Source organism: Terrabacter sp. 01T434, assembly GCF_056398545.1.
Map to the genome: position 1 here is coordinate 17,378 of NZ_JBFTPP010000003.1, position 21,999 is coordinate 39,376.

General features: G+C 72.0%; 20 protein-coding genes. 2 read left to right on the plus strand and 18 right to left on the minus strand.

What is annotated here, in order from left to right; all coding sequences use genetic code 11:
• The first annotated feature begins 65 nt into the window (after window positions 1-65).
• Entirely contained in the window at window positions 66-1,649 is a 1,584-nt protein-coding gene (locus AC1DIW_RS07555; protein ID WP_478107092.1) for a Rieske 2Fe-2S domain-containing protein, read from the plus strand.
• Window positions 1,650-1,713: 64 nt separating this feature from the next.
• Here the strand turns inward: AC1DIW_RS07555 and AC1DIW_RS07560 are convergent, their stop codons facing one another.
• The 16 genes from AC1DIW_RS07560 to AC1DIW_RS07635 all read right to left on the minus strand — a co-directional run bounded on the left by AC1DIW_RS07560 (window position 1,714) and on the right by AC1DIW_RS07635 (window position 18,737).
• On the minus strand, window positions 1,714-2,358 hold the full coding sequence (locus AC1DIW_RS07560) for a sugar transferase (protein WP_478107093.1): 645 nt from the start codon (window positions 2,356-2,358) through the stop codon (window positions 1,714-1,716).
• Entirely contained in the window at window positions 2,355-3,368 is a 1,014-nt protein-coding gene (locus AC1DIW_RS07565; RefSeq protein WP_478107094.1) for a hypothetical protein, read from the minus strand. The genes AC1DIW_RS07560 and AC1DIW_RS07565 overlap by 4 nt, the downstream gene beginning before the upstream one ends.
• Window positions 3,365-4,648, minus strand: a complete 1,284-nt coding sequence (locus AC1DIW_RS07570) for a lipopolysaccharide biosynthesis protein (protein ID WP_478107095.1) — start codon at window positions 4,646-4,648, stop codon at window positions 3,365-3,367. The genes AC1DIW_RS07565 and AC1DIW_RS07570 overlap by 4 nt, the downstream gene beginning before the upstream one ends.
• A 1-nt stretch (window position 4,649) precedes the next feature.
• Window positions 4,650-5,900 (minus strand): O-antigen ligase family protein, encoded by a 1,251-nt coding sequence (locus tag AC1DIW_RS07575; RefSeq protein WP_478107097.1) that lies wholly within the window; start codon window positions 5,898-5,900, stop codon window positions 4,650-4,652.
• A 71-nt stretch (window positions 5,901-5,971) separates the two neighbouring features.
• The gene (locus AC1DIW_RS07580) at window positions 5,972-6,973 is read right to left on the minus strand and encodes a phosphotransferase (RefSeq protein WP_478107099.1); all 1,002 of its coding nucleotides are present in this window, start codon (window positions 6,971-6,973) and stop codon (window positions 5,972-5,974) included.
• Window positions 6,970-7,392, minus strand: coding sequence for a hypothetical protein (locus tag AC1DIW_RS07585; RefSeq protein ID WP_478107101.1), 423 nt, complete (start codon window positions 7,390-7,392; stop codon window positions 6,970-6,972). The genes AC1DIW_RS07580 and AC1DIW_RS07585 overlap by 4 nt, the downstream gene beginning before the upstream one ends.
• Window positions 7,389-8,567, minus strand: a complete 1,179-nt coding sequence (locus tag AC1DIW_RS07590; RefSeq protein ID WP_478107103.1) for a glycosyltransferase — start codon at window positions 8,565-8,567, stop codon at window positions 7,389-7,391. The genes AC1DIW_RS07585 and AC1DIW_RS07590 overlap by 4 nt, the downstream gene beginning before the upstream one ends.
• The gene (locus tag AC1DIW_RS07595) at window positions 8,564-9,691 is read right to left on the minus strand and encodes a hypothetical protein (RefSeq protein WP_478107105.1); all 1,128 of its coding nucleotides are present in this window, start codon (window positions 9,689-9,691) and stop codon (window positions 8,564-8,566) included. Before AC1DIW_RS07595 ends, AC1DIW_RS07590 begins: the two co-directional genes overlap by 4 nt.
• Window positions 9,688-11,028 (minus strand): hypothetical protein, encoded by a 1,341-nt coding sequence (locus AC1DIW_RS07600; RefSeq protein ID WP_478107107.1) that lies wholly within the window; start codon window positions 11,026-11,028, stop codon window positions 9,688-9,690. Before AC1DIW_RS07600 ends, AC1DIW_RS07595 begins: the two co-directional genes overlap by 4 nt.
• Window positions 11,029-11,051: 23 nt before the next feature.
• On the minus strand, window positions 11,052-12,515 hold the full coding sequence (locus tag AC1DIW_RS07605) for an RtcB family protein (protein WP_478107109.1): 1,464 nt from the start codon (window positions 12,513-12,515) through the stop codon (window positions 11,052-11,054).
• A gap of 37 nt (window positions 12,516-12,552) precedes the next feature.
• The gene (locus AC1DIW_RS07610) at window positions 12,553-14,046 is read right to left on the minus strand and encodes a polysaccharide biosynthesis protein (protein ID WP_442277313.1); all 1,494 of its coding nucleotides are present in this window, start codon (window positions 14,044-14,046) and stop codon (window positions 12,553-12,555) included.
• On the minus strand, window positions 14,043-15,230 hold the full coding sequence (locus AC1DIW_RS07615; RefSeq protein ID WP_478107111.1) for a DegT/DnrJ/EryC1/StrS family aminotransferase: 1,188 nt from the start codon (window positions 15,228-15,230) through the stop codon (window positions 14,043-14,045). Before AC1DIW_RS07615 ends, AC1DIW_RS07610 begins: the two co-directional genes overlap by 4 nt.
• Window positions 15,231-15,321: 91 nt before the next feature.
• Entirely contained in the window at window positions 15,322-16,029 is a 708-nt protein-coding gene (locus AC1DIW_RS07620; RefSeq protein ID WP_478107113.1) for a helix-turn-helix transcriptional regulator, read from the minus strand.
• A 126-nt stretch (window positions 16,030-16,155) separates the two neighbouring features.
• Window positions 16,156-16,806, minus strand: coding sequence for a response regulator (locus AC1DIW_RS07625; protein WP_442277316.1), 651 nt, complete (start codon window positions 16,804-16,806; stop codon window positions 16,156-16,158).
• Window positions 16,803-17,477, minus strand: a complete 675-nt coding sequence (locus tag AC1DIW_RS07630) for a sensor histidine kinase (protein ID WP_442277317.1) — start codon at window positions 17,475-17,477, stop codon at window positions 16,803-16,805. Before AC1DIW_RS07630 ends, AC1DIW_RS07625 begins: the two co-directional genes overlap by 4 nt.
• Window positions 17,478-17,960: 483 nt before the next feature.
• Window positions 17,961-18,737: an SDR family NAD(P)-dependent oxidoreductase gene (locus AC1DIW_RS07635; protein ID WP_478107116.1), complete on the minus strand. Its 777-nt coding sequence runs from the start codon at window positions 18,735-18,737 to the stop codon at window positions 17,961-17,963.
• Between the two features lie 52 nt (window positions 18,738-18,789).
• Here AC1DIW_RS07635 and AC1DIW_RS07640 point away from each other — a divergent pair, with 52 nt between their 5' ends.
• Window positions 18,790-19,581, plus strand: a complete 792-nt coding sequence (locus AC1DIW_RS07640) for an exodeoxyribonuclease III (RefSeq protein ID WP_478107117.1) — start codon at window positions 18,790-18,792, stop codon at window positions 19,579-19,581.
• 10 nt (window positions 19,582-19,591) lie between these two features.
• Here AC1DIW_RS07640 and AC1DIW_RS07645 read toward each other — a convergent pair whose 3' ends face one another.
• On the minus strand, window positions 19,592-20,071 hold the full coding sequence (locus AC1DIW_RS07645) for a hypothetical protein (protein ID WP_442277320.1): 480 nt from the start codon (window positions 20,069-20,071) through the stop codon (window positions 19,592-19,594).
• Window positions 20,072-20,243: 172 nt separating this feature from the next.
• Window positions 20,244-21,980, minus strand: a complete 1,737-nt coding sequence (locus tag AC1DIW_RS07650; RefSeq protein WP_478107118.1) for an MFS transporter — start codon at window positions 21,978-21,980, stop codon at window positions 20,244-20,246.
• Between the last annotated feature and the right edge of the window lie 19 nt (window positions 21,981-21,999).

Consider the following 21,999-nt stretch of genomic DNA (forward strand, 5'->3'; position numbering starts at 1 on the left):
CGACGTAGAGCGCGGTCAACCCCACGCCGGTTTCGGTCACGGGCACGACGGCGGATCGTCGAGGAATGAACGGACCCCTCGTCACCTCACTCGGCCACGCCGGCCTACGCATCGACGCACCGGCTCTGCGGATGCTGTGCGACCCCTGGATGTCGCCGGGCGGCGCCTTCCTCGCCTCCTGGTTCCCGTTTCCCGACAACGCCCACGTGCGCACCCCGCAGGTGCTCGACGCCGACTGGGTCGCCATCTCGCACGAGCACCTCGACCATCTCGACCTGCCTCTCCTGCAGGGCCTTTCGCCGTCCGTGCGCCTCGTCATCCCGCGGTATCCCTCGAGGGAGATGCGCAACCGCATCGCCGGCGCCGGCATCCGCAACGTCGTCATCGAGCTCGACGCCTGGGAGCGCTTCGCCCTCAACGACCGGGGCGACTGGGTGACGGTCATCCCCGAGCTCAGCCCGATGTGCCACGACGCCGCCATCCTCATCTATGTCGACGGCCACGCCGTGCTGCACACCAACGACGCGCGCCTCAGCGTCAGCCAGCTGCGCCGGGCGGCGGAGGAGGTCGGCCGGCCCATCGACGTCATGGGGGTGCAGATGTCGGGAGCCTCCTGGCACCCGATCTGCTACGACTACCCACCCGAGGTGATCGAGCGGATCAGCGCCGAGAAGCGGTCTGGCAAGTTCCGGGCCGTGACGCGGCTGCTCCGCTCGGCGCCGCCGAAGATCGTCATGCCGTATGCCGGACCGCCGGCCTTCCTCGACCCCGCCGTCGCGCAGCACAACCCCACAGCGCAGCACCCGGGGATCTTCCCCCACCAGGGACAGGCCCTCGAGTTCCTCCGGGAGCGGCTGCCCGGCCAGACCGCGCTCGTCCTCCTCCCGGGCGACCGGCTGCACGCCGGCTCGGGCGAGGTCGAGCGTGACCCGATGTGGGCCGACTTCACCTTCGACGACACCTCCGACTACCTGCGGGCGTATGCGCAGCGCCGAGCCGACGAGATCGCCGCGGTCCACGCCGAGCTGCCCGACCCCGAGCCCGACAGCCGGCTCGCCGAGCGCTTCCGCGAGCACTTCCTCGACCTCGGCGCGCTGTCCGACTACTTCCTGCAGCGGATCGGCATGACGGTGCGCTTCGAGGTGCTCGGACGCGCGGGGGGCACGTGGGATGTGCGCCTGGGGCCGGAGACCACGGAGGTCGACCTCAGCCCGAGCGACCGGGTGCCGGGCTACCACCTCACCGTCGAGGCTCGCTGGCTGAACGCTGTCCTCACCGGGCGGGCCCGCTGGGAGGACCTCTTCCTCTCGCTGCGGATCCGTGCCAGCCGCGAGCCCGACGTCTACAACGACTACCTCGTGGGCCTGCTCAAGCACGCGGACCAGGACGCCCTCGAGGCGGTCGAGGACTACGAGACGAACCGTGACCCGGCCGAGACGGTGGTGCTCAGCGAGGGCGATCGGGAGTACGTCGTGAGCCGCTACTGCCCGCACGCCGGCGAGGACCTCCAGTACGGCGGCATCATCCACGACGGGGTGCTTCGCTGCCTCGGTCACAACTTCGAGTTCGACCTCGCGAGCGGAGCGTGCCTCAATGCCAGGTGCGACCCGCTGCAGGTGACCCGGGCGACGGCCCCGACCCTCCAGTGACCCGCGCCGAGCCTCCGACAGCCCGGCCTCGTCGAGGCGCGTGCTGTCGGGGGCTCGGCGCCCGTCACTGCGGCCGCAGCAGGTAGACCGCGGTCTCGAGCAGGACGAGCAGGGTACGGGCCAGCGACGGCGCCCGGAGGTAGTCGGCATCCAGCTCGACGCGACGCGGCACGATGGTCTGGAGATACCACGCCTCGGGGTCGTGGACGGCACCCTCGAGGAGCGCGGCGGCGCTCGGTTCGAGCACGCGCGAGTCACGCATCCTGATCTGGGCGGGCCCGGTCAAGCCCGGGGTGTGCTCGAGCACCCACCGGCACTCAGGCGGGTAGCGCCGCGCCAGCGCGACGGTCTCCGGTCGCGGCCCGACGAGCGTCATCTCGCCCCGGAGCACGTTGAGCAGCTGCGGCAGCTCATCGAGCGACGTGCGACGCAGCAGGGCCCCCACCCTCGTGACCCGGGCGTCGTGACCCATGGTGATGTCGAGCCCACGGCCACCGCTCGTCATGGTGCGCAGCTTGAGGATGGTGAAGGGTCGACCACCGGCACCGACGCGCTCCTGACGGAACAGCGCCGGCCCGGGACTCGTCGTGCGGATGACGACCGCTGCCACCGCGACGAGCGGCGCCGTGAGCACGAAGGCGATCGCGGCGACGACCACGTCGAGGGCTCGACGAGCGGCGCTGACGCGAGCGGCGTCCGACGGGCTCACCCCGTCCCGGCGGCGACGAGGACGACGTCGAACTGGCTCGCCACCGCGGCCACGTCGTGTGCCCGATCGACCTGGTACGTCGAGGGTGTCATGTGTGTCCACAGCCGCACTCCTTCCTTCCGCCTCTGCTGCAGCGCACGGGTCAGTGCGTTCGGTGCGCCCTCGGGGTCGGTGAGCGTGACGAGCTCGCCCTGGTACTTCTGGGCCCAGGTCCAGACGTCAACGGCCTTCGCTCCCGCGGCGATCGGGATGTCGACGTAGGTGTGCACGTCGGCCTCGGCCTGGGCGGCGTCACCGGTGTACGACCCCGGGTGGGCCAGAGCCTTGCGCGCCTGCAGGGTCACCCGTGATCCCCACCGGCGCATGGCCTCACGCCAGCACTGCCGCATCGCCTCGTCCCTCGAGGTCCCCTGCGCGACGTACCAGCTGTCGCCCTGGAGTCCCGTGCTGAGGTCGATGACGTCGACCCCGGACGCGGCGTAGCCGTCCACGGCCTCGAGGCTCGCCCCGGGGTTCGCAGCGGCGGCGTTCGCCCCGCACATCCGCATGGCCGGCGTCGACGTCGGGATCCACGACAGGCACCCCAGCTCGGGGACGACGACGTCGATGAGCACCTTCGTCCCCGGAGACGCGGCGTGGATGTCGGCGACGGTCTGGCGCACCATGGCCGCCGCCTGCTCCTGCGTCGTGCCGTCGTGGTAGCCCAGCTCGTCGGCGATCTTGATGCCGGCAACTCCCGGGCGACGCGCGAGGGCGAGATCGATGCCGAGCACCTGGTGGTAGCGGGCCGGGCCGGCCTGGTAGGCCTTGACGACGTCGGACTCGATCCAGACGCCGGTCCCCCTCGCCCGGAGGTCGTCGACCAGCCCCACGTACCTGCGGTCGGGCGCCGTCTGCGTCCCGACCGGGATCGGGCCGGGTGACGCCTCGTCGGGCACGGCGTGGCTGCATCCGCCGGCCAGGAGGGCCGACGCGAGGGCGATCCCTGCCAGGATCCGTCCCAACGTCATGGCACCCCTGCCGTGAGGTGTCGCACGACGAGCAGGGTGCTGAGGTCGGTGACCAGGTAGGCGATGGCGCTGGCCACCGCTGCTCCGATCACCCCGAAGTCGGGGATGAGCAGCACGTCCAGGCCGAGGGTGGCGAGCAGGCCGACAGCCTGCAGCACCGAGTTGGTGCCGGGGCGCCGGGTCCCGAGCAGGTAGCCGCTGGCCAGGCCTCCAGCCGGCGACGCGACGAGGCCCACGGCGATGATGGCGGCCGGCACGACGGACTTGACGAACTCCTGGCCGTAGAGGGCCGGGAGGAGGGGGCCCGCGGCGAGCGCCAGCACGACGGCGCCGGCGATGCCGAGACCGATGAGCCACGGCAGCTGTCGCCGCACCAGCTTCGCGGAGCCGTCCGGTCCCAGGCGAGCCATCTGCGGGTAGCTCACCCAGGTGACGGCGAGCGCCGGCAGCTTGACGAGCTCCGCGAACTTCGACGCCACGGCGTAGATGCCGAGGGGTACCGGGCCGGCCAGGTGTCCCAGGATGAGGAAGTCGAGGCGCAGGTTGAGCAGGTTGACCAGGCCACCGACCTGACCGAGGAAGCCGAACGACACGATGCTGCGGGCGAGGCCCCGGTCCGGGCGCCCGGTCATCCGCATCCCCCGGCGGTGCACCTGTCGCACCAGTCTGGCCCAGCCGGCGCCGGCGACGACGACGTCCGCGACGATGAGCACGACCACGAGCAGCAGGGGCCCTCGAAGCCCGAGCAGGTAGGCGGCCGCGAAGGCGGGAATGAAGGCCGCCTCCTCGGCAGCGGTGACCACGTTGGAGCCCCGCCGGTCGTCGAGCCCCTGCAGGCTCGACTTGGCGACCGCGAGTGGCAGCTGGGTGCCGACGCTGACGCCGGCGAGGACCATGACGAGCGTGCTCGTCGTCGGGAACAGGAGAGCGTGGATCGCCGGCATGAGCAGGAACCACGCCGCCATGCCGAACCCGACGCCCGCGGTGAGCACCGCCAGGATCGTGGGCCACAGGCGCGCTTCGGTCGAATGCGGCCCGGCGAGGAAGTAGCCCATCGCGCCGGGCAGACCACAGGCGGCCAGGACGCCGACCAGGCCGGGCACGACGCGGAGCAGGGCCAGCAGACCGACGTCCTCGGCGCCCCCGACCCGCGCGACGAGGATCGTGCCGAGCCCCAGCGCGACCACGGCGACCAGCCGGGCCGTGATGTTGTCGAGCACGGCCCGTCCGGGGATTCTGAACCGGCGCGGCCCGCGGACGGGGCCCACGTGGATGCCCATGTCATCGCCTCTCGGACGGACGGGAGGAGTCGGCACGGATCAGGTCCAACCCGGCGAGCAGGCCCAGGAAGGCCCACAGATGGCGGAAGTGCAGCACCTCGTAGAACAGGCCTGCGACCATGAACGACACGGCCATCGCGACGAGGAACTGCGGCGCCGGAAGGAGATCCCGGACGGCAGTCGTCTCACCAGCGCGTCCGGGTCGTCCCGCGACCCGGGCCAGCCGTGCCGAGATCGAGGCGATCAGCACGACGAGACCGACGCCGCCGAGGACCCCGAGCTCGACGAGCGTCGCCATGTAGTCGTTGTGTGCCTCCTTGACGTACGGCGCCGGGATCGCAGCGAGGGTCGGCTCCGTGCGTCCCGGTCCGACGCCGACGAGGGTGCCGTTCCAGAAGAGGCGCTGGCCCTCGGCGAAGAGAACCTGCCGGTCCTGGCTCGAGGAGTCACCGCGACCGAACGAGTCGTGCAGGACCGGCCCACTGGAGGCAGCCTGCTCCTGCAACGAGGTCCAGTCGACCGACGTGACGAGGAGGCCGCCGACCAGGGCCACGGCGCACGCAAGACCGGTGGCCGTGATGGGGCCACGCGACCTCCACGAACCGACGATGGCTGCCACCCCCACGCCCACCACCATCCCGAGCATGGCGCCCTGGGAGCCGGTGAAGACCACCGCGAGCACCAACAGGATCACCGCCCCGGCGCGCAGCCAGCCACGTCGCGGGCACCGGGAGGCGAGGACGAGGAAGAGGCAGGAGACGAAGTAGTTGCCTGCGAGGTTGGGGTCGCCGAACGTCAGGGCCGCCCGCGAGCCGTCGCGGTCGGTCTGGCCGGCCAACCACGAGATGCCGGCCAGGCGGCCGACGACCAGCAGTGCCGCGCAGACGATCCCGCTCCAGCACCAGCTGCTGCACACCAGGCGCACGAGCGAGCGGTCGGCGCGCACCGCGTTGGCGATGACGGTGACCCAGAGCAGGAGGAAGAGGTCCTGGGCGAGCACGGCGGTCGAGCGGATCTGCAGGGTGGCCAGTGCGGCGACGGCACCAGCCAGGATCATCAACCACATCCCCGCGGCATACGGCACGTGCAGTCGCACGCGGTTGCGCGACAGCCAGAGGAAGACGCCGAGGATGGCGAGGACGATGGGCAGGTCGGCGGGTGACGTGTTGCCGAACCCGGACGGCGCCAGCAGCGGCATGCACGCGACGGCCGCCGCTATGACGCGGCGCAGGGACGGCGACGCCGGCGTCACAGGGTGGTTCCTCGCCCAGAGCCTGGGCGCCGTTCGGGGCCCTGCGGTGTCCGCACTGCGGACCACCGTCGTCATGACCCCACCTCCGCGAGGAGAAGCGCATGCGCGCGGGCGAAGTCCGGTTCGTCGCTCGTCGCCGCCGCCTGGCCCAGCCCGACCAGCAGGGCGTCGCGCCATGTCCGCGCGGGGAGCTCGCACCCCGGGCCCGACGTGACGAAGGCAGCGACACGGTCGGCGTACCAGCCCTCCCCCCGCAGCAGGTGCCGGACGGGTTCACCCCAGGCACCCGCCCGGAGGCCGGCATGGCCGTGAACCGGGGCGCCCGCGCGGGTGTGGCGGTCGAGGTAGAGGGTGTAGGCCAGGGCGAAACGCACCCGGTCCCACAGCGGAGCGGACCCGAAGCGCGTGTGCTCCCAGTCGACGACGCCGGTGACCCGCCGGCCCGAGCGGAGGATGTTGCCGCACCAGAAGTCACCGTGCGTGACGTGGCCCGTGTCCAGCTCGCCCACGCGCTCTCGCGAGTCACGGCATACCTGCGCTGCGGCATCCCCCAGGCCGTCGGGCCAGCGGCTCGACAGCAGGGCACCGCAGTCGGGCTCGGACCCCGGCGGGACCGCGACACCGTGCAGCTCGGCGAGCCACGCCGCCGCCGCGTCGAAGTCGGCCTCGACGGCGCGACGACGACCGGTGTGGTGCCAGCGGTGGTAGTCGACCGAGAGCGGGCGCCCGTGCGAGACCGTCGTGACGAGCATCGTTCCCGTCGGGGTGTCGTGCAGCGCAACCGCACGCGGGACCGTGCCGCCGACGAGCCCGGGGTCGAGCTCGGCGAGGCACTCGAGGGCCGCCGCCTCGGCACGCACCGACCTCGCGGCGCCGGCCGTCAGGGCGACCTTCACCGCCAGGACGGGCGTCCTCGCCCCGGGCTGCGTCGCCATGACGACCGCCTTCGGGTTGTCGTCCCGCGACATGGCCACGACGGCCAGCCGGAGCGACCGAGCGCCCAGGTGCTGTCGCAGGACCGCCTCGACGGCCACGAGGTCGGGTGAGCCCGGCAGGCGGGTCGAGGTCGTCATGGCCGGTGGGCGATGACCATGCGCCCGGGCACGAGCCGGCCGACCCACCCCACGAGAGGGCGGTGACGGCCGAGCATTGTCGTCGCGGTGATGAGGAGAGCGCCTCTGGAGCGCCCGGGTGGCACGGTGGCGAAGGCGTTCCAGAACCACCCCATGCTCTCGACGGCGTCCTCGACGACGAAGGCCGGCGTGCCCAGGTCCGGCAGCACGACGAGCTCACGGTCGACGACGAGGCCCGCATCCCGCGCCAGCCGCCGCAGACGGCGGGCACTGAGGCGCCGGCCGTCGAGGAAGACCAGCTGCTCGCCGGGCGACAGGTGCGGGATCGCCGTGCCTGAGGCAGGTCGCGTGCCGTGGACGTGGACCACCGGGGTCCCCTTCGGCACGAGGAGGGCCAACGCGGCCTCGAGCGCACTCACGACGCCCGGCCCCAGTCGGGCAGGGGGGTCAGGACCGGCGGCCGCTGGCCCGCCGGCTCCGGGGTGTAGACCTCGCACAGGGTCGCGCCCAGCGTGGTCGCGTCGTAGCGGGTGCCCAGCTGCGCGCGGGCGTGCTCCGCCCAGGCCGCCGCCTGCCGCGGATGGGTCAGCGCGTGGTCGAGGGCTGCAGCGAGCTGGCCGGCATCCTGGGGTGCGACGAGCAGCCCGGTCACCCCGGGCACCACGACGTCCGAGACGGCGTTCACCGATGTCGCCACCACGGGTATGCCGCACTCCTGGGCCTCGACGATGGCGCACGGGAGGCCCTCGTAACGACTCGACATCGCGAACACGTCGAAGGCCGGCAGCAGCTGGGGCACGTCATCGCGGTTGCCCAGCAGCAGCACCCGGTGCTCGAGGCCCGCGCTCCGCGCACGACGGGCCGTCTCCTCGAGGAGGGGACCGCCACCGACCCACACCAGCACCGCCGGAGTCGTCATGCGGCCCAGCGCCTCGAGCATGACCTCAGGAGCCTTCTGGAAGTCCATCCGCCCCACGGTGCCGACGACCGTCGCGTCCTCCGGCAGCCCGAGCAGCGTGCGGGCCCGCGCCCGGGAGGCCGGCGACACGGTGACCGGGGCCGGTTCGACGGCAGGCCCGATCGTGACGAGCTGTTCGGGACGCACCACCCGCCGCCGGAGGGCCTCCACCGCGACACCGGTGCCGACGGCGAGGTAGGCGTCGGTGATGCGGGCCAGGGCACGCTCGGTGCGGATGTAGGCCTGCCGTACGGCGGCGGGCTGGAAGTCGTGCCAAGGGAATCCGTGCAGGGTGTGAACGATGCGAGGGACCCCGGCCCTCGAGGCCGCGACGCGACCCAGCACGCCGGCCTTGGCGCTGTGGGTGTGCACGACGTCGAAGCTCTCGGACCTGAGGAACCTGTCGAGCGACCTGAGGGCACGGGCGTCCAGGGTCGGGCTGATCGGGGAGACGAGCTCCGGCACGACGACGACGTCCACACCGTGGGCGCGCGCTACGTCGAGCAGGACGTCGCCCGAGCCCACGACGAGGGTGCTGCTGTAGAGATCCCCTGGCAGGCTCACCGCTCCGCGCACGGCGACGCCGCCGGCGCCCGCCACGCAGCGGGTGATGATGTGGGCCACACGCTGACTCATCCCTGAACTCCTGTCATCCGCGTGCTCACAGCAGGGCGGTGGCGGTCGGCCTCGGTGGCGGCCTTCGTGGCGGCCTCCGCGACAAATTCCGTGGTGGCGCTCGGCGCAGCGACGGCGCTGTCGCACAGGTCGACGATCTCGGCGAGGGCCGTCCCCGGACGCGCGGGGAGCATGACCTCGAGGCAGGGAACGGACCGGGCGAGCCGCTCCGCCGCAACGACGATCGCCGGATGAGCCGGCCCGAGCCCGGTGCCCAGGGCCAGCGTCGCCGAGAAGGCCCAGTAGCGGCGCAGCTCGCCTGCCGCGTAGGTGCCGGCCACGAGGGCGCGCGCGGCCACCGCTGGCGGGACCGGGCGAACGGTGGGCCGCTCGGCGGTCCCCCGCCGGAGGACGAGCAGCAGCGAGGGCCGGATCGCGTGCTGGCGACCTTCCCAGGGCTGCTCCACGCGGCCGTGCGGCATCGTCCGGCGCAGGGCCCTCGCCGTTCCCGCGTCGACCCGACGGGGTTCGGGCAGCCCATGGAGTCGCTCGCCGTCGTAGGTGCAGAGGTTGTCGCTGACCGGTGCCCCGTCGTCGTGGGCGAGGCTCCCCAGCAGGGTCGACTTGCCCACGCCGCCCGGCCCGGCGAGCACCACACCGTGGTCCCCCACCCGGGCGGCCGAGACGTGCAGCGGCACGGCGCCGCGCACAGCGGCCCACCACAGGGTCGGGTACTGCAGGAGCGCTGCGCGCCAGAGCAGCTCGGTCCGGCCCGGCGCCGCGAGACGCAGCGCCCGGTGGGTCGGCCCCGGGCGGGAGCGTGCCGTGACGGTGAGCGCCTCCGGCGACGGCTCGACGAGCAGGTCGAGGCCGCTCCCGCACGCGTCGGCGAGCACCACGCGACGCCCGTCCCCCCACGCCCCACGGGTCAGGGGGGTGAGACCAGAGAGCTGGAAGGGGGCGTGCGAGGACTCCACGCGCACCACGACGTCGGGGGTGCGCGCTGCTTCGGGGGCATCCGACCGCTGCGGGTGCTGTGCCGGTCGTGGCGGGTCGCCCAGGGCGCGGTCCACGAGGTTGAGCCAGGCACGGGACCCCGACTCGACCTCCACCGTCAGGCCGCACGACTCGGCTCGGCGGCTCACGACATCCCCCGCATCTTCTGGCTGCTGAGGGCGCCGAGGTCCTGCTCCAGCGGGTCGGGCGCGCTGCTCGGAGGCGCCGTGGGAGCGACCGGGGTGATGGGTGGCCGGGCGTGACGGCCGCCCTGCGCGAGCGCCGCCCGGTCGAGGAGACGCCGGCGCCGGAAGGTGAGCACGCCGACGATGGGCCAGCCCATCACCGCTGCGTGGCGCGCCACGTCCTCGAGCTTGCGCTGTGACTCGACCGCAGGGCTGAGGGCGATCACGACGGGGTCGCTCGGGTGGCCGAGCGCGGGCCCTCTGCCCTGCAGCGTGACGGCCGCGTCCGGCGCATGCTCGACGCGCACTCCCGTGAGCGTCTCGAGCTCCAGGCAGATGCGTGCCGCCCACTGGTCATACCTCTTCTCGACCGGGAGCAGCAGGATGGGCCGTCCGGCGAACCGCGAACCGACCACCCTCGCAGCGTTACCGAAGTCGCGCAGGCTGCGGGCCCCCTTCGGACCGGAGAGGGCCAAGGTGGGCAGGTGCCCGAGCAGGGGTGCGTCGAGCTCGGCCGCGACCCACCGCCGGCCCCGGACCTGCGGGTGGATCGCCTCGAGGATCGCGACGCAGCCCAGAGCGAGGATGAGGGCGGCGAGGGCGGCCAGCGCCACGAGCTGCGGCACCTTGGGGCCGACCGCGTCGGGCAGCGCGGTGGCGGGATCGAGCAGCCCGATGCTCGAACGCTGCGTCGATGCGAGGAGCAGGTCGGAGCGCTGGCGCAACAGGTCCGTGAGGGTGGGGGCCATCGCGGCGATCCGGGCCTGGAGCTCGAGCACCGTTCCCGGTGGGGCGACGGCCAGCTGCCGGATCAGACCGTCCCGCTCCTTGGTGAGGGAGTCGATCTGCTGGTTGAGCGAGCTCATCTGGGCCGCGTCGCTCTGCCGCGAGGTGTTGGCGTACCTCAATGCCTGCTGCACCAGGGAGTTCGCGGCGATGATCGACCGGTTCCTGTTGTCCGTGGTGACCACCACGTCGTTCACCGTGGACACGCCCACCCGGGTCACGTCGATCGAGTGCGTGGCGAAGAGCGTCGGGTCGCCCGGGATCCCCGCGGCCGCCATGGCCTGACGGACCATGTTGGGGGTCGTGATGACGCCCTGGAGCCACTGCGTCGCCGCGTCCGCCTGGACGTTGGTGCTGGCGAGCCCGCCGGACATCTGGACGCGGGCGACCGCCTGGTACTGGGACTGCTGATGGGCTCCGTAGAGCCCGGCCGCCACCGCGGGAACGATGACGAGTAGGCCGATCAGCCACCAGTAACCGCCGATGACTCGACGGAAGGCCTCATCGATGCGCATGTGACTTCTCTTTCCGGGCGGGACTAGTGCAGGACGGCGAACGGTCGCATCCGCGCAACGGGTCGGACGATCCGATGGGTGGACAGCACCGACATCGCCGCGTTGACGCCGGCGTCGTCGAGGTGCGGCGCCTCGGTCGGTGCGGTGTCGTCGTAGCGGAACCGCAGGGTCGATCGCCCCGCGGGGTCGGACTGGGAGGTTCCGTTCTTGGCGAACTGGTCGATGACGGTGCCCGCTCCGTGGCAGGCGGAGTGCAGGCTCTGGCTGCTCGAGCTCCCGGCGACCGCGAGGTACGAGGACGTCCGGTGCGTGCCGGGGAGGAGGACCGCCTGTCCCGTCTGCGCGAAGGTGGTGCCGGGTGTCATCAGGTGGGCCGGGTAGGCGCGGCACGAGTTGTGGCGGTGCACGACCGCGCGCTCCCCCGCGACGTCCTCCTCGTAGATCGAGTTGTGTGGGGAGTCGACGACGAGGCTGCCCGGCGCCCCACCGAAAGCGTCCGCCGCCAGCTGTCGCAACGCCTGGTACGTGGCCATCCGGAAGGCATAGCCGTAGTTCATCGCCGCAGCGTTGGCCAGCATGAGCCGCTTGCCCTCGTCGGAGTCGAGCTCGACCGGTGGGCACGCAGCGGTGAAGAAGAGGCGCATCCGCTCGCGGACCTGTTGCGCCGATCGTGCGGTGGCGAGGTGGAATAGCGGCTTCTGGACGGCCATCGCGGCCCTCATGACCCGGGCGGTGTCACGCCGCCGGGCGAACAGGTGCCCGATCTCGCCGGTGAGCACGCCACCGCCGGCGTGGTACTGCAGGGTCACCTGCCCCTCTCGGATCCCGAGGAGCCGAGCCGCCTCGGGATCGAGGATCTCCTCGACCTCCTGCAGCTCCACGAAGTGGTTGGTCGGGCCCACGGTGCCGAAGCGGAGCCGGGCCAGCTGCCACGTGAGCGCCGGCATCTCGGCGACGAGACGCTCGCTGCCGCCCCACCGCGAGAGGTCGATCCTGCCGCCCTCCTCGACGCGCTCGAGCTCGGCCGGGTCGACCCCGTTCCGCTCGACGGCGAAGGCGGCACCCTCGGTGGCCGCACTGACGACCTCGCGGTAGGACAGGTCGCGCCGGTTCGTCGTCGGGTACGGGTAGCGCTCGCGCACCCGCCGGTAGAAGTCGCTGACCGCGGCGGCGGTCGGCCGGTCGCAGTTGAGCGCGATGAGCGCCATCCCGCAGTTGACCGACGAGCTCGTCAACGTCGGGCGGATCGTGCCTGCGGTCGCCACGGCGATGCTGGACGGCATCTCCATGGCTGACTTGTGGTGGAAGTCCGGCAGGACAACCGGGGGTGCCGCAAGATCCATGCCGAGCGTCGCGGAGTTGAGCGACGCGACCAGGTCACGGTCAGCAGGAACGTGGTCGCTGTCGAACACGCGCGCGCCATGGTGACCGGTTGTCGAACCGCCCTGTGGCTCGTCGGCGCGACCCGCGATGACGTTGATCTTCATATGGCCAACCTGTCTTCAGAGTGGGTGCCGGGGTGCATCAGTAGTCGTCCGGGTAGGGCGCAGAGGTCTGCATCGCCACCGCTGCGACGGGCTCGGGCCGGTAGATCGGCAGCGCCGCACGCAGGGTGCGACGCACCTCGTCCGCCGCGTTGCGTCCAGCCGCGTCGTAGAGCGAGAGCATGAGCAGGTCGAAGTCCTCGTGCACGGGGACGGCGTCGGCGCTGAAGATGCGCGGGTGGCTGGTGGGGACACAGTCCTCGTCGTCGCTGAAGAGCGACTCGTGAAGCTTCTCGCCCGGACGCAGACCGGTGAAGCGGATACGGACGTCGCGGACGTCGAGCTGGCGTGCGAAGTTGGCAACGAGGTCCACGATCTTCACGGGCGAGCCCATGTCGAGGACGAAGGTCTCGGACCCGGTCGTCAGATGGGCCGCCTCGAGGACGAGTCCCACGGCCTCCTCGATCGTCATGAAGTAGCGCGTGACGTCCGGGTGGGTCACCGTCACGTCCCGTCCCGCCGCCATCTGGGAGACGAGAACCGGCAGGAGCGAGCCGCGGCTGCCGAGCACGTTGCCGAAGCGAACGGCGGAGACGACGGTGCGACCCCCGGCGTGCTTCTTGACCACCTGCTCGGCCAGGGCCTTGGTCGCCCCCAGGACGGAGGTCGGGTCGGCGGCCTTGTCGGTCGAGATGGCCACGAAACGCTCCACTCCGGCCTCGACCGCGGCGACGAGCACGTTCTCGGTGCCCTGGACGTTGGACTTCACGCCCTCGCACGGGTGCTGCTCGAGCATCGGCAGGTGCTTGAGCGCGGCCGCGTGGAAGACGACATCGGGCTGGTAGTAGCCCATGACCTGCCGCATCCGCTCCGCATCGCGGATGTCCGCGACCACGGCATCGTGGGCCTCGAGGAAGGCCTCCCCCCGGAGCTCGAGCTGGAGGCGGTGCAGGTTGGACTCGTCGTGGTCGAGCATGACGAGGCGGCTCGGGGCGAAGCCGTTGACCTGACGGCACAGCTCACTGCCGATCGAGCCTCCGGCTCCGGTGACGAGCACGGTTCTGCCGGTGATGATCTCGGCGACCTCCGGCGAGGCGACGTGCATCTCACTTCGCCCGATCAGGTTGGCCACGTCGAGCGAGCGCAGGTCCGTCCCGACGACGTCGCGCTGCAGCATCGCGATGAAGGACGGCAGCCGGCGGACGCTGGCCCCGACGCGTGCAGCGGCGGTGGCCAGCCGGGTCACCTCGGCCTCGGGCAGCCCGGGGATGGCGAGGACCACGACGTCGATGCGCGCGGCCGTCGCGACCTTGAGGACGTCCGAGAGCCTGCCGAGCACGGGCAGGTGCCGAACCCTTCGCTTGGTCACGTCGTCGTCGAGGAATCCCACCGGACACAGTCCGAAGTCCTCGACGCGCTGCAGGTCTCGAGCCAACGCCTTGCCGGCCGCGCCCGCTCCGACGATCAGGGTCCGTAGCCCCACGTCCGGGACCGAGCTGCCGATCCCCGGTCGGGTCCCAACCTCCGAAGTCATCGCGCACTTCCTATCTGCCGCAAGGCTGCACACACCTCGTCGACGTCGTCATCGGTCATGTTCTGGTCGAAGGGGAGGGAGAGAGTCCCTTCGAAGACTCTGTCGGCGCCGGGCAGGCCCCCCGCGGGCACGACGCAGTGGTTGACGTGCCAGGTCAGTCGGTGCAGGGGGATGAAGTGCACGGAGGAGCCGATGCCGAGGGCACTCAACCGGTCGATGAGCTCGTCGCGCGACACGGGAAACCCTGGCTGGATCCGCACGGCATACAGGTGCCAGGCGTGTCGGCCCTCGACCGGCCGCGGGGGAAGGCTGATCGACGGCAGGCCCGCGAGCTGCGCGTCGTAACGGGCAGCCAGCTCGACGCGCCGGGCCTGGTCGGCATCGAAGCGGCGCAGCTGCGCTCGGCCGATGGCTGCCTGGACGTCCGTGAGGTTCGCCTTGAGGCCGTCGTCCGCCACGTCATACCGCCAGCTCGCCCCGGGGGTGTAGCGGCGCCACGCGTCCCTCGACATGCCGTGCAGGCGGGTGCGGACCAGGGTCTCGGCGAAGTCGTCGTCGCTCGTCGTGACCATGCCTCCCTCGCCGATGGCGAGGTTCTTCGTGGCGTAGAAGCTGAAGCAGGTGGCTCGGGAGATCGAGCCGACCCGCTGAGAGCCGACCTCCGTGCCGAGCGCGTGCGCAGCATCCTCGATGACCCGGTCGAGACCGATCCCGGCCGCCGCCGCGGCCGCCTCGACATCGACCGGTCGCCCGCCGAGGTGGACGACGACCATCGCGGACACGCCACCGACCTCACGGACGGCCGCGCGGATGAGGTCCTCGGTCGGGACGGCGCTCCATGGGTCGACATCCGCCAGCACGGGCACCAGGCCGGCGTGCGTGATGGCACCGGCCGCGCCGCAGAACGTGTTCGTCGACATCAGGACGCGCGACCCGGGCGCGAGGCCGAGACCTCTCAGGGCCAGCTCGAGGCCGGCCGTGCAGGAGCTGACGGCGACACCGCGGCCGGCCCCGACGTAGTCGGCGAACTCGCGCTCGAACTCGACGACCTCCTGCCCGGTCGTCACCCACCCCGACTCGAGCACCCGGGCCACGGCAGAGCGCGCCTCGGGCCCGATCACCGTGCGCGCAAAGGGGATCGAGCGGGACGCGGCTACACGTCGTGGCGAGGTCTGAACGGTCATGTTTCCCCCTGGGCCTCAAGGGCCTGTCGGCATGGGCGCGGACGGTCCCGCTCCCTCGACGTTAGGAAACCCGGAGCAGCAGCACACCCGCTCACCGCCCGAGGCCGCCTACGCCATTCGCGGTAGACGCTTCCTCGGCACTCCGGCCGAGGAGCCCGCTGCGACGCGCCTCGGCGACGGCCGCGAGGGTGGTGTGGACCTGCAGCCGCCGGAGGATCGCGCCGATGTGGGTGCGGACCGTGTTGGGCGACATGTGGAGCAGCACGCCCGTCTCCTCGCGCGAGTGACCGTCCATGAGGCACCGCAGGACGTCGTACTGACGCGGGGTGAGCCGCATGAGCGGCGGACGAGTGGACTCGGGAGTGGCGCCAGGCTGGGGTGGGGTCAGCACCGACGTCATCAGTGAGACCGGGATGAAGACCTCGTGGGCCCCGACCTCGCGGACGGCCGAGACGAGGCGTTCGAGTGGCTCGTCGCTGCGCACCCAGCCACGGACGCCGATCTGGAGCGCGTGGCGGGTCAGGTCCGCGGCGCCCGGCTCCGTCACGAGCACGATCCCCAGGTCGTGAACCTGCTCGAGCGCGGAGCGCGCCAGCTCGAGGGACGCGTCCTGACGGACCAGCGCATGCAGGATCAAGACGTCCACCGGCACGGGCCCCAGCAGCTGGAGCACACCGGGCACGGTCGAGGCGCGCCCGACGACCCGCAGGCCTGGCAGCGCCTCCAGGGTCTCAGCCAACGCCTCCAGCACGAGCTGCTGCCGGGCGAAGACCACAACCCGGACAGGTTGGGTCGTCATGAACCAAGCATCGAGGGCGAGGACCGACCGCACACCCGACGTCTGGACGACCCGCGACTACGTCACATGCCCGATCCAGATGTCCGATCCGGGAGGGGGTCCCGCGCGTCCACGAAGGGGCGTCAGTCACGTTCGCAGTCGTGCCGGCCAGATCGCCGGGCTCCCGTGGTCGGCGAGGAGAGCCGCCGCCTCGAGCCGGGAGTGGACCCCGAGCTTGCTGAGAAGGTTCTGGACGTGCGTGCGCGCGGTGCTGTTGCGCACGCCGAGCTGCCGGGCGATCTGCTCGGTGGTCAGGCCCTGCGTGATGCACCGCAGCACGTCCCACTCGCGATCGGTCAGGAACCGCAGTGCCCACAACGGGTCAGCAGCGGAGGGGGGCAGGAAGGCCTGTTGCAGCAGACTCGCCTCCACTGCGACCTGGCCCTCGGCGGCGCGGTCGAGCATCACGCAGATCTCGTCCATCGACATCGACTTCCGGAGGAAACCGGAGGCACCGAGTGAGAGTGTCCCGACGACGGCCTGAGGATCCGCCGTCGCCGAGAAGACGACGACCTTGGTGCCCGGCTGCCCTGCCCTCATGGCCTGGAGGGCATCGAGGCTCGTGCCTCCCGGGAAGTGCAGGTCGAGCAGGCACACGTCCGGCGCATGGTCGGTCACGGCGGAGACGGCCTCGTCGGGCGTCACGGCCAACGCCACGACGTCGTGGCCGCGCGCCGCGAGAGAGGCACCGAGGGCTTCGAGCAGCAGACGGTGGTCGTCGCAGACCACGATCCTCATCGGGTCTGGACCTGCGCCAGGATCGGGAGCTCGACGGTCGCGACAGCACCCCCGTCAACCCCGTTCTCGAGCTGGAGCCGTCCGCCGCAGTCCCGGAGGACGCCGGCGACCGTGACGAGGCCGATGGAGTGTTGAGGTGCGATCCTGCCCAGTCCGGGTCCGTCGTCAGCGACGGCCACGACCGCGAGCGGTCCACTGGCACTGACGACGACTGTCACATGTCCTTGTGGTCCTGCGGCGCGAGCGGCATTGTCCAACAGGCAGATCAGCGCCCTGACGAGGGCAATGCGCGGAGCGAGCACCAGCACGGGCCCGGCGTCCTCCAGCCTGACCACCGACCTGACGAGGGGCGCACAGCACGACACGGCGTACCTCGTGACCTCCATGAGGTCGAGGGGCTCCTGGTCGTCCTCCCGCTCCCCGCCGAGCACCGAACCGACGAGGTCGGTGAGCCAGGCGACCTCGTGCAGGATGCCCGCCAGGCGTTCGTCGTTCGACGGAACGTGCGGGTCAGCGAGCATGCGGATCGCGGCGAGCGGCTGGATGAGGTCGTGGCACAAGGCACGCATCGCGGCGTCGCCCCCGGAGCGGGGCGCCCCCATCTGCAGTCCGTCCCACGGCCCACCGACGGCGGCCAGCGCACGCCGACGACTGAAATTCAACTTCCTCACTGACATTCTGATCCCCCCAGAGGACGGTCTACGTACTCGGAACGCCTGCCCCATCCCGCCCGCACCCTGAAGGCGCGGTGGCTCCCGCCCACCTCACATCAGTCAGGAAGACCATGACGACCGGCCGAGCCGGGTCGACGTCACGAACCGCTTGTCACCGCGGTGCGCACCGGCCACCCAGTTCTCCCCCAGCCAGCAGCCGGATGGCTGCCTTCTCACCGTCATCTGCCTGTCCAAACCGTAGGAGCCCCCGCCACTCGCGGACCCCCCGGACCGGTCGTGACTGACGTGATAGGAGTCGGCGAGCTCCTCCCGTTTCACGGTAACACCGGGTTTTCCCGCATCAGTCGAATCGCAATATGAGGCCCGAGTTCCCTTGTATCAAAAGGACATACGAGACAACTCCAGTCATGCGAAGTCGGGAGAGTCTCGCGATGCGGCCGGCGGACGAGCGGCGCGTGCCGTCCACCGCGAACCCCTGGTTCAGCGGCGGACGAGACGCGCGCGACGGCGGACCACCGAGCGGGGCACGACCCGCAACAGTCCGACGATGGCCTTGTACTGCAGACCAGGCACCGAGAGGACACGGCCCTTGTCGACGTCGTCGAGGCATTCGGACACCAGACGCGTCGGGTCGAGCCACATGAAGGCGGGCCCCGGCTTGCTGATGCCGGCTCGTTGCTGGAACTCGGTGTTCGTGAAGCCGGGGCACAGCGCCGTCACCGTGACGCCGGAACCGGCGAGCTCGCTCGCGAGCCCCTCGCTGAACGTCGTGACCCAGGCCTTGGCCGCCGAGTAGGACCCCGAGGCGATGAAACCCGCCACCGACGAGACGTTGACGATGCGGCCGCGGCCGCGCTCGCGCATCGCCACCCCTGCCGCGTGGGACAGGACGAGCACGGCCCGGGTCAGCACGTCGAAGGCGGCCTCCTCGACCGTGACGTCGTTGCGCAGGAAGCTGCGGCGCTGCCCGTAGCCCGCGTTGTTGACGAGGACGTCGACCGGACGCTCCGGGTCGGCCACCCGGTCGGCGACCGTCTGCAGCGCCGACCGGTCCGAGAGGTCCGCGACGAGCACCTCCGCCGACACGGCATACCTGCTCGTCAGCTCGGCGGCCACCGCCTCGAGACGGGAACGGTCGCGGGCGACGAGCACGAGGTCGTGCTGGCGCGCCGCGAGCTGACGGGCGAACTCGTGCCCGATACCGGCGCTGGCTCCCGTGACGAGGGCCGTGGGTCGCGTCGTGCGCTCAGCAGTCATGCGCCTCACCCTAGGGACCCTCCGTCGGCGCGGCGGTCTAGGGTGACCGACTGTGCGCATCGCCACCTGGAACGTCAACTCCATCCGCTCCCGCATCGACCGCGTCGCCGCCTGGCTCGAGCGCAGTGACGTCGACGTCCTCGCGATCCAGGAGACCAAGGCCCGGGAGGACCAGTTCCCGCTCGAGCGGTTCGAGGCCCTCGGCTACGAGGTGGCCCATCACGGCCTCAGCCAGTGGAACGGCGTCGCCATCGCCTCGCGCGTGGGCCTCGACGACGTCCGGGTCGGATTCGACGGCATGCCCGGATGGGGCGAGCCGGCGGCACCGGAGGCCCGCGCCATCGGGGCCCTCTGCGACGGCGTACGCGTGTGGTCGCTCTACGTGCCCAACGGCCGCGCCCTCGACGACCCGCACCTGGGCTACAAGCTGAGCTGGCTCGACGCGCTGGCCGGGGCCGGTCGGCAGTGGCTCGCCGACGACCCCGACGCGCAGATCGCCCTCCTCGGTGACTGGAACATCGCGCCCACCGACGCCGACGTGTGGAGTGTCGAGTACTACGAAGGACGCACGCACACCTCCCCCGGCGAGCGCGCCGCCTTCCAGGGGGTCGTCGACGCAGGCTTCAGCGACGTCGTGCGCCCCCACACGAGCGAGCCCGGCACCTTCACCTACTGGGACTACACGCAGCTGCGCTTCCCGAAGCGCCAGGGCATGCGCATCGACTTCGCCCTGTGCTCCCCCGCCCTCGCCGCGCGCGTCGTCGGGGCGGCCATCGACCGCGAGGAGCGCAAGGGCAAGGGCGCGTCGGACCACGCCCCCGTCGTCTTCCAGGTCGGGGAGTGACCCAGCTCGCTCAAGCCTCGATCGGGTGGCCGGTGAACGAGCCGGTGCCGTGGGCGACGACGGCGCCGGAGGGGTCGAAGACGGAGAACTGGTAGGTACCCGAGAGCTTGTCCTTGCGGACGCTGCCACGGATTCGGACTCTGACCGTGAGGCCGGGCTTGTCCGGGCCCGCCGGGCCGGGCTGGCCCACCCACATCGTTCCCTGGAACCCGCCGTCACCCCGACGTGCCCACGTGCCGGTGAAGGGGGAGGCCGCGGGAGAGATGTCCTGGCTGATCAGGACCCCGCCCGCTGCGAAGCTGACGACCGTCGTGACCGTCATCGTGTCTCCGGGCGGGTCGTCCTTGCGGGAGATCACCCAGCTCCCGCTGGGACCGGAGTCGCCGTTCGCCGACGCGGACGAGGCGGACGCCGCGACGGCCACGCCTCCGATCGCCACCGCGCCCGTTCCCAGCAGAACTCGCCGACGGTTCAGCACGTGCTCGTCCATTGCGCCCTCCTCCTCGCTGACGGCGGGCCCGGAGGCCCACCCTGAGTCTCCAGACTCGGGGTCCACGACAGCACGCGTCAAGCGTCCGGCTTGCATTCAACCGACATGCGTGGTATGCGCATGCTGCGCTTCGGATCCACCGCCACCTCGGTGCTGGGCGGGTCCCCGTCGGTCAGAGCGCGACGAAGCGTGGCGCGTCGGCGTCCGTCGCTTCCGTCGCGGTCACGCGGCCGCTGACCCCCAGGGTGAACGCCGCCACCGCGCCGAGCAGGGCGGCGACGGCCCCGCCGAGGAAGACCGTCTGCACCTGGACGACACCGGCTCCGATGAGGGCGCCGGTGTCGAGCTGGTTGGGCAGACGGCGGACGGCCTCGAAGTAGCGACTGAGCCCGATCGAGGTGAGCAGCGCGAGACCCACGACCATCCCCACCATCCGGGCGACGACCACGAGGGAGCTCGCGACTCCGTGCGCGTCCGCCGGCGAGTCGGCCAGGGCCGCGTTGTTGACGGGGGCGAGGGCGAGTCCCATGCCGAGGCCGACGACGACGAGGACGACCGTGGCCGGGACGGTGGCGCTGACGGAGTCCAGGGTCCAGCGGGACATGACGAGCAGGCCGCCACCGGCGACGAGGAGACCGGCCCCGGCCACCGCCCCGTCCCCGAGCCGGCGCAGCGACCATCCGCCGAGGAGCGCGCCGACCGGCACGGCGAGCAGGAAGCGCACGAGCACGAGTGCCGCCCCCGTCTCGTCGTAGGTGTCGGTGAGCCGGGCCAGCAGGGGGACGTCAACGACGACGGCGACGAGGGCCGCGCCGACGAGCAGGCTGACGGCGAGGGCGCGCAGGCCGCGGGCGCCCACGACGCCGCGCGGGATCAGCGGGTCCGCGGCGCGGCGGTGCCACCAGGCGAGGACGACGAGGGCGAGGGCGCCGACGGGCAGGAGGCTGTAGCCGAGCGGGCCCACCACCTCCTTCTCCGGGTCGGACGACGCGAAGGTCAGCACGAGGCTGCCGAGGGCGACGGCGACGAGCAGCGCCCCGACGAGGTCGGCGCGCCGCAGCACGGCCCACCAGCGCGGTGCCGTCAGGGCCGCGACGACGAGCAACAGCCCGAGCCCGACGACCCCGATCGGCGTCAGCAGCCGAGACGTGCCGGCGAAGGGGACGAACGGCGCGCCGAGCGCGACGTCGGTGACGAGGGACTCGGGCGCCGCCAACGCGAGGCCCGTGACACCGAGCCCGAGCACCGTGAGCACTGCCGCCACAACCGGCAGGGCCCGGTTCCGGCGCCGGCGCGCCGAACCACCCCGCTCCGACCCCGACGAGACCGAGCGGGACCCGAGGAGGTGGATGACGGCATACAACACGAGAGCGGCAGCGACGTTGAGCCAGAAGATCGCTCGCCATCCCGACCACGCGAGGACGACCGCGCCCAGCACCGGTCCGAGGACTGACCCCAGCTCCTGCACGGCACCCACGACGCCGAGCGGGGTGCCGCGCCGGTGCGGCGGCCACAGGTCTGCGACGAGCGCGAGGGTCGCCGGCACGAGACCACCGCCGCCGATGCCCTGGAGCACGCGTCCCGTGATGAGCACCGGCATCTCGACGGCGAGCGCCGTGACGGCGGACCCGACAGCGAAGACGAGCAGGCAGCCGAGCAGGATCCGGCGCCGGTCGAGCAGGTCGGACAGGCGGCCGATGAGGGGCAGCACCGCGATGTAGCCGAGAAGGAAGCCGGAGATGATCGGCGTGGCCCGCTGGAGCGCGTCGATGCCGATGCCGACACCGGCCATCATGTCCGTCAGCGCGAGCACGACGACGTAGGTGTCGGCCGCCGCGAGCGCGACGGCCGCCGACGCGGCCGAGAGCAGCGCCAGGCGGCGCGTGCCGGCGGTCGTCGCGGAGCCCACGGCCGCGTCGTCGGGTGAC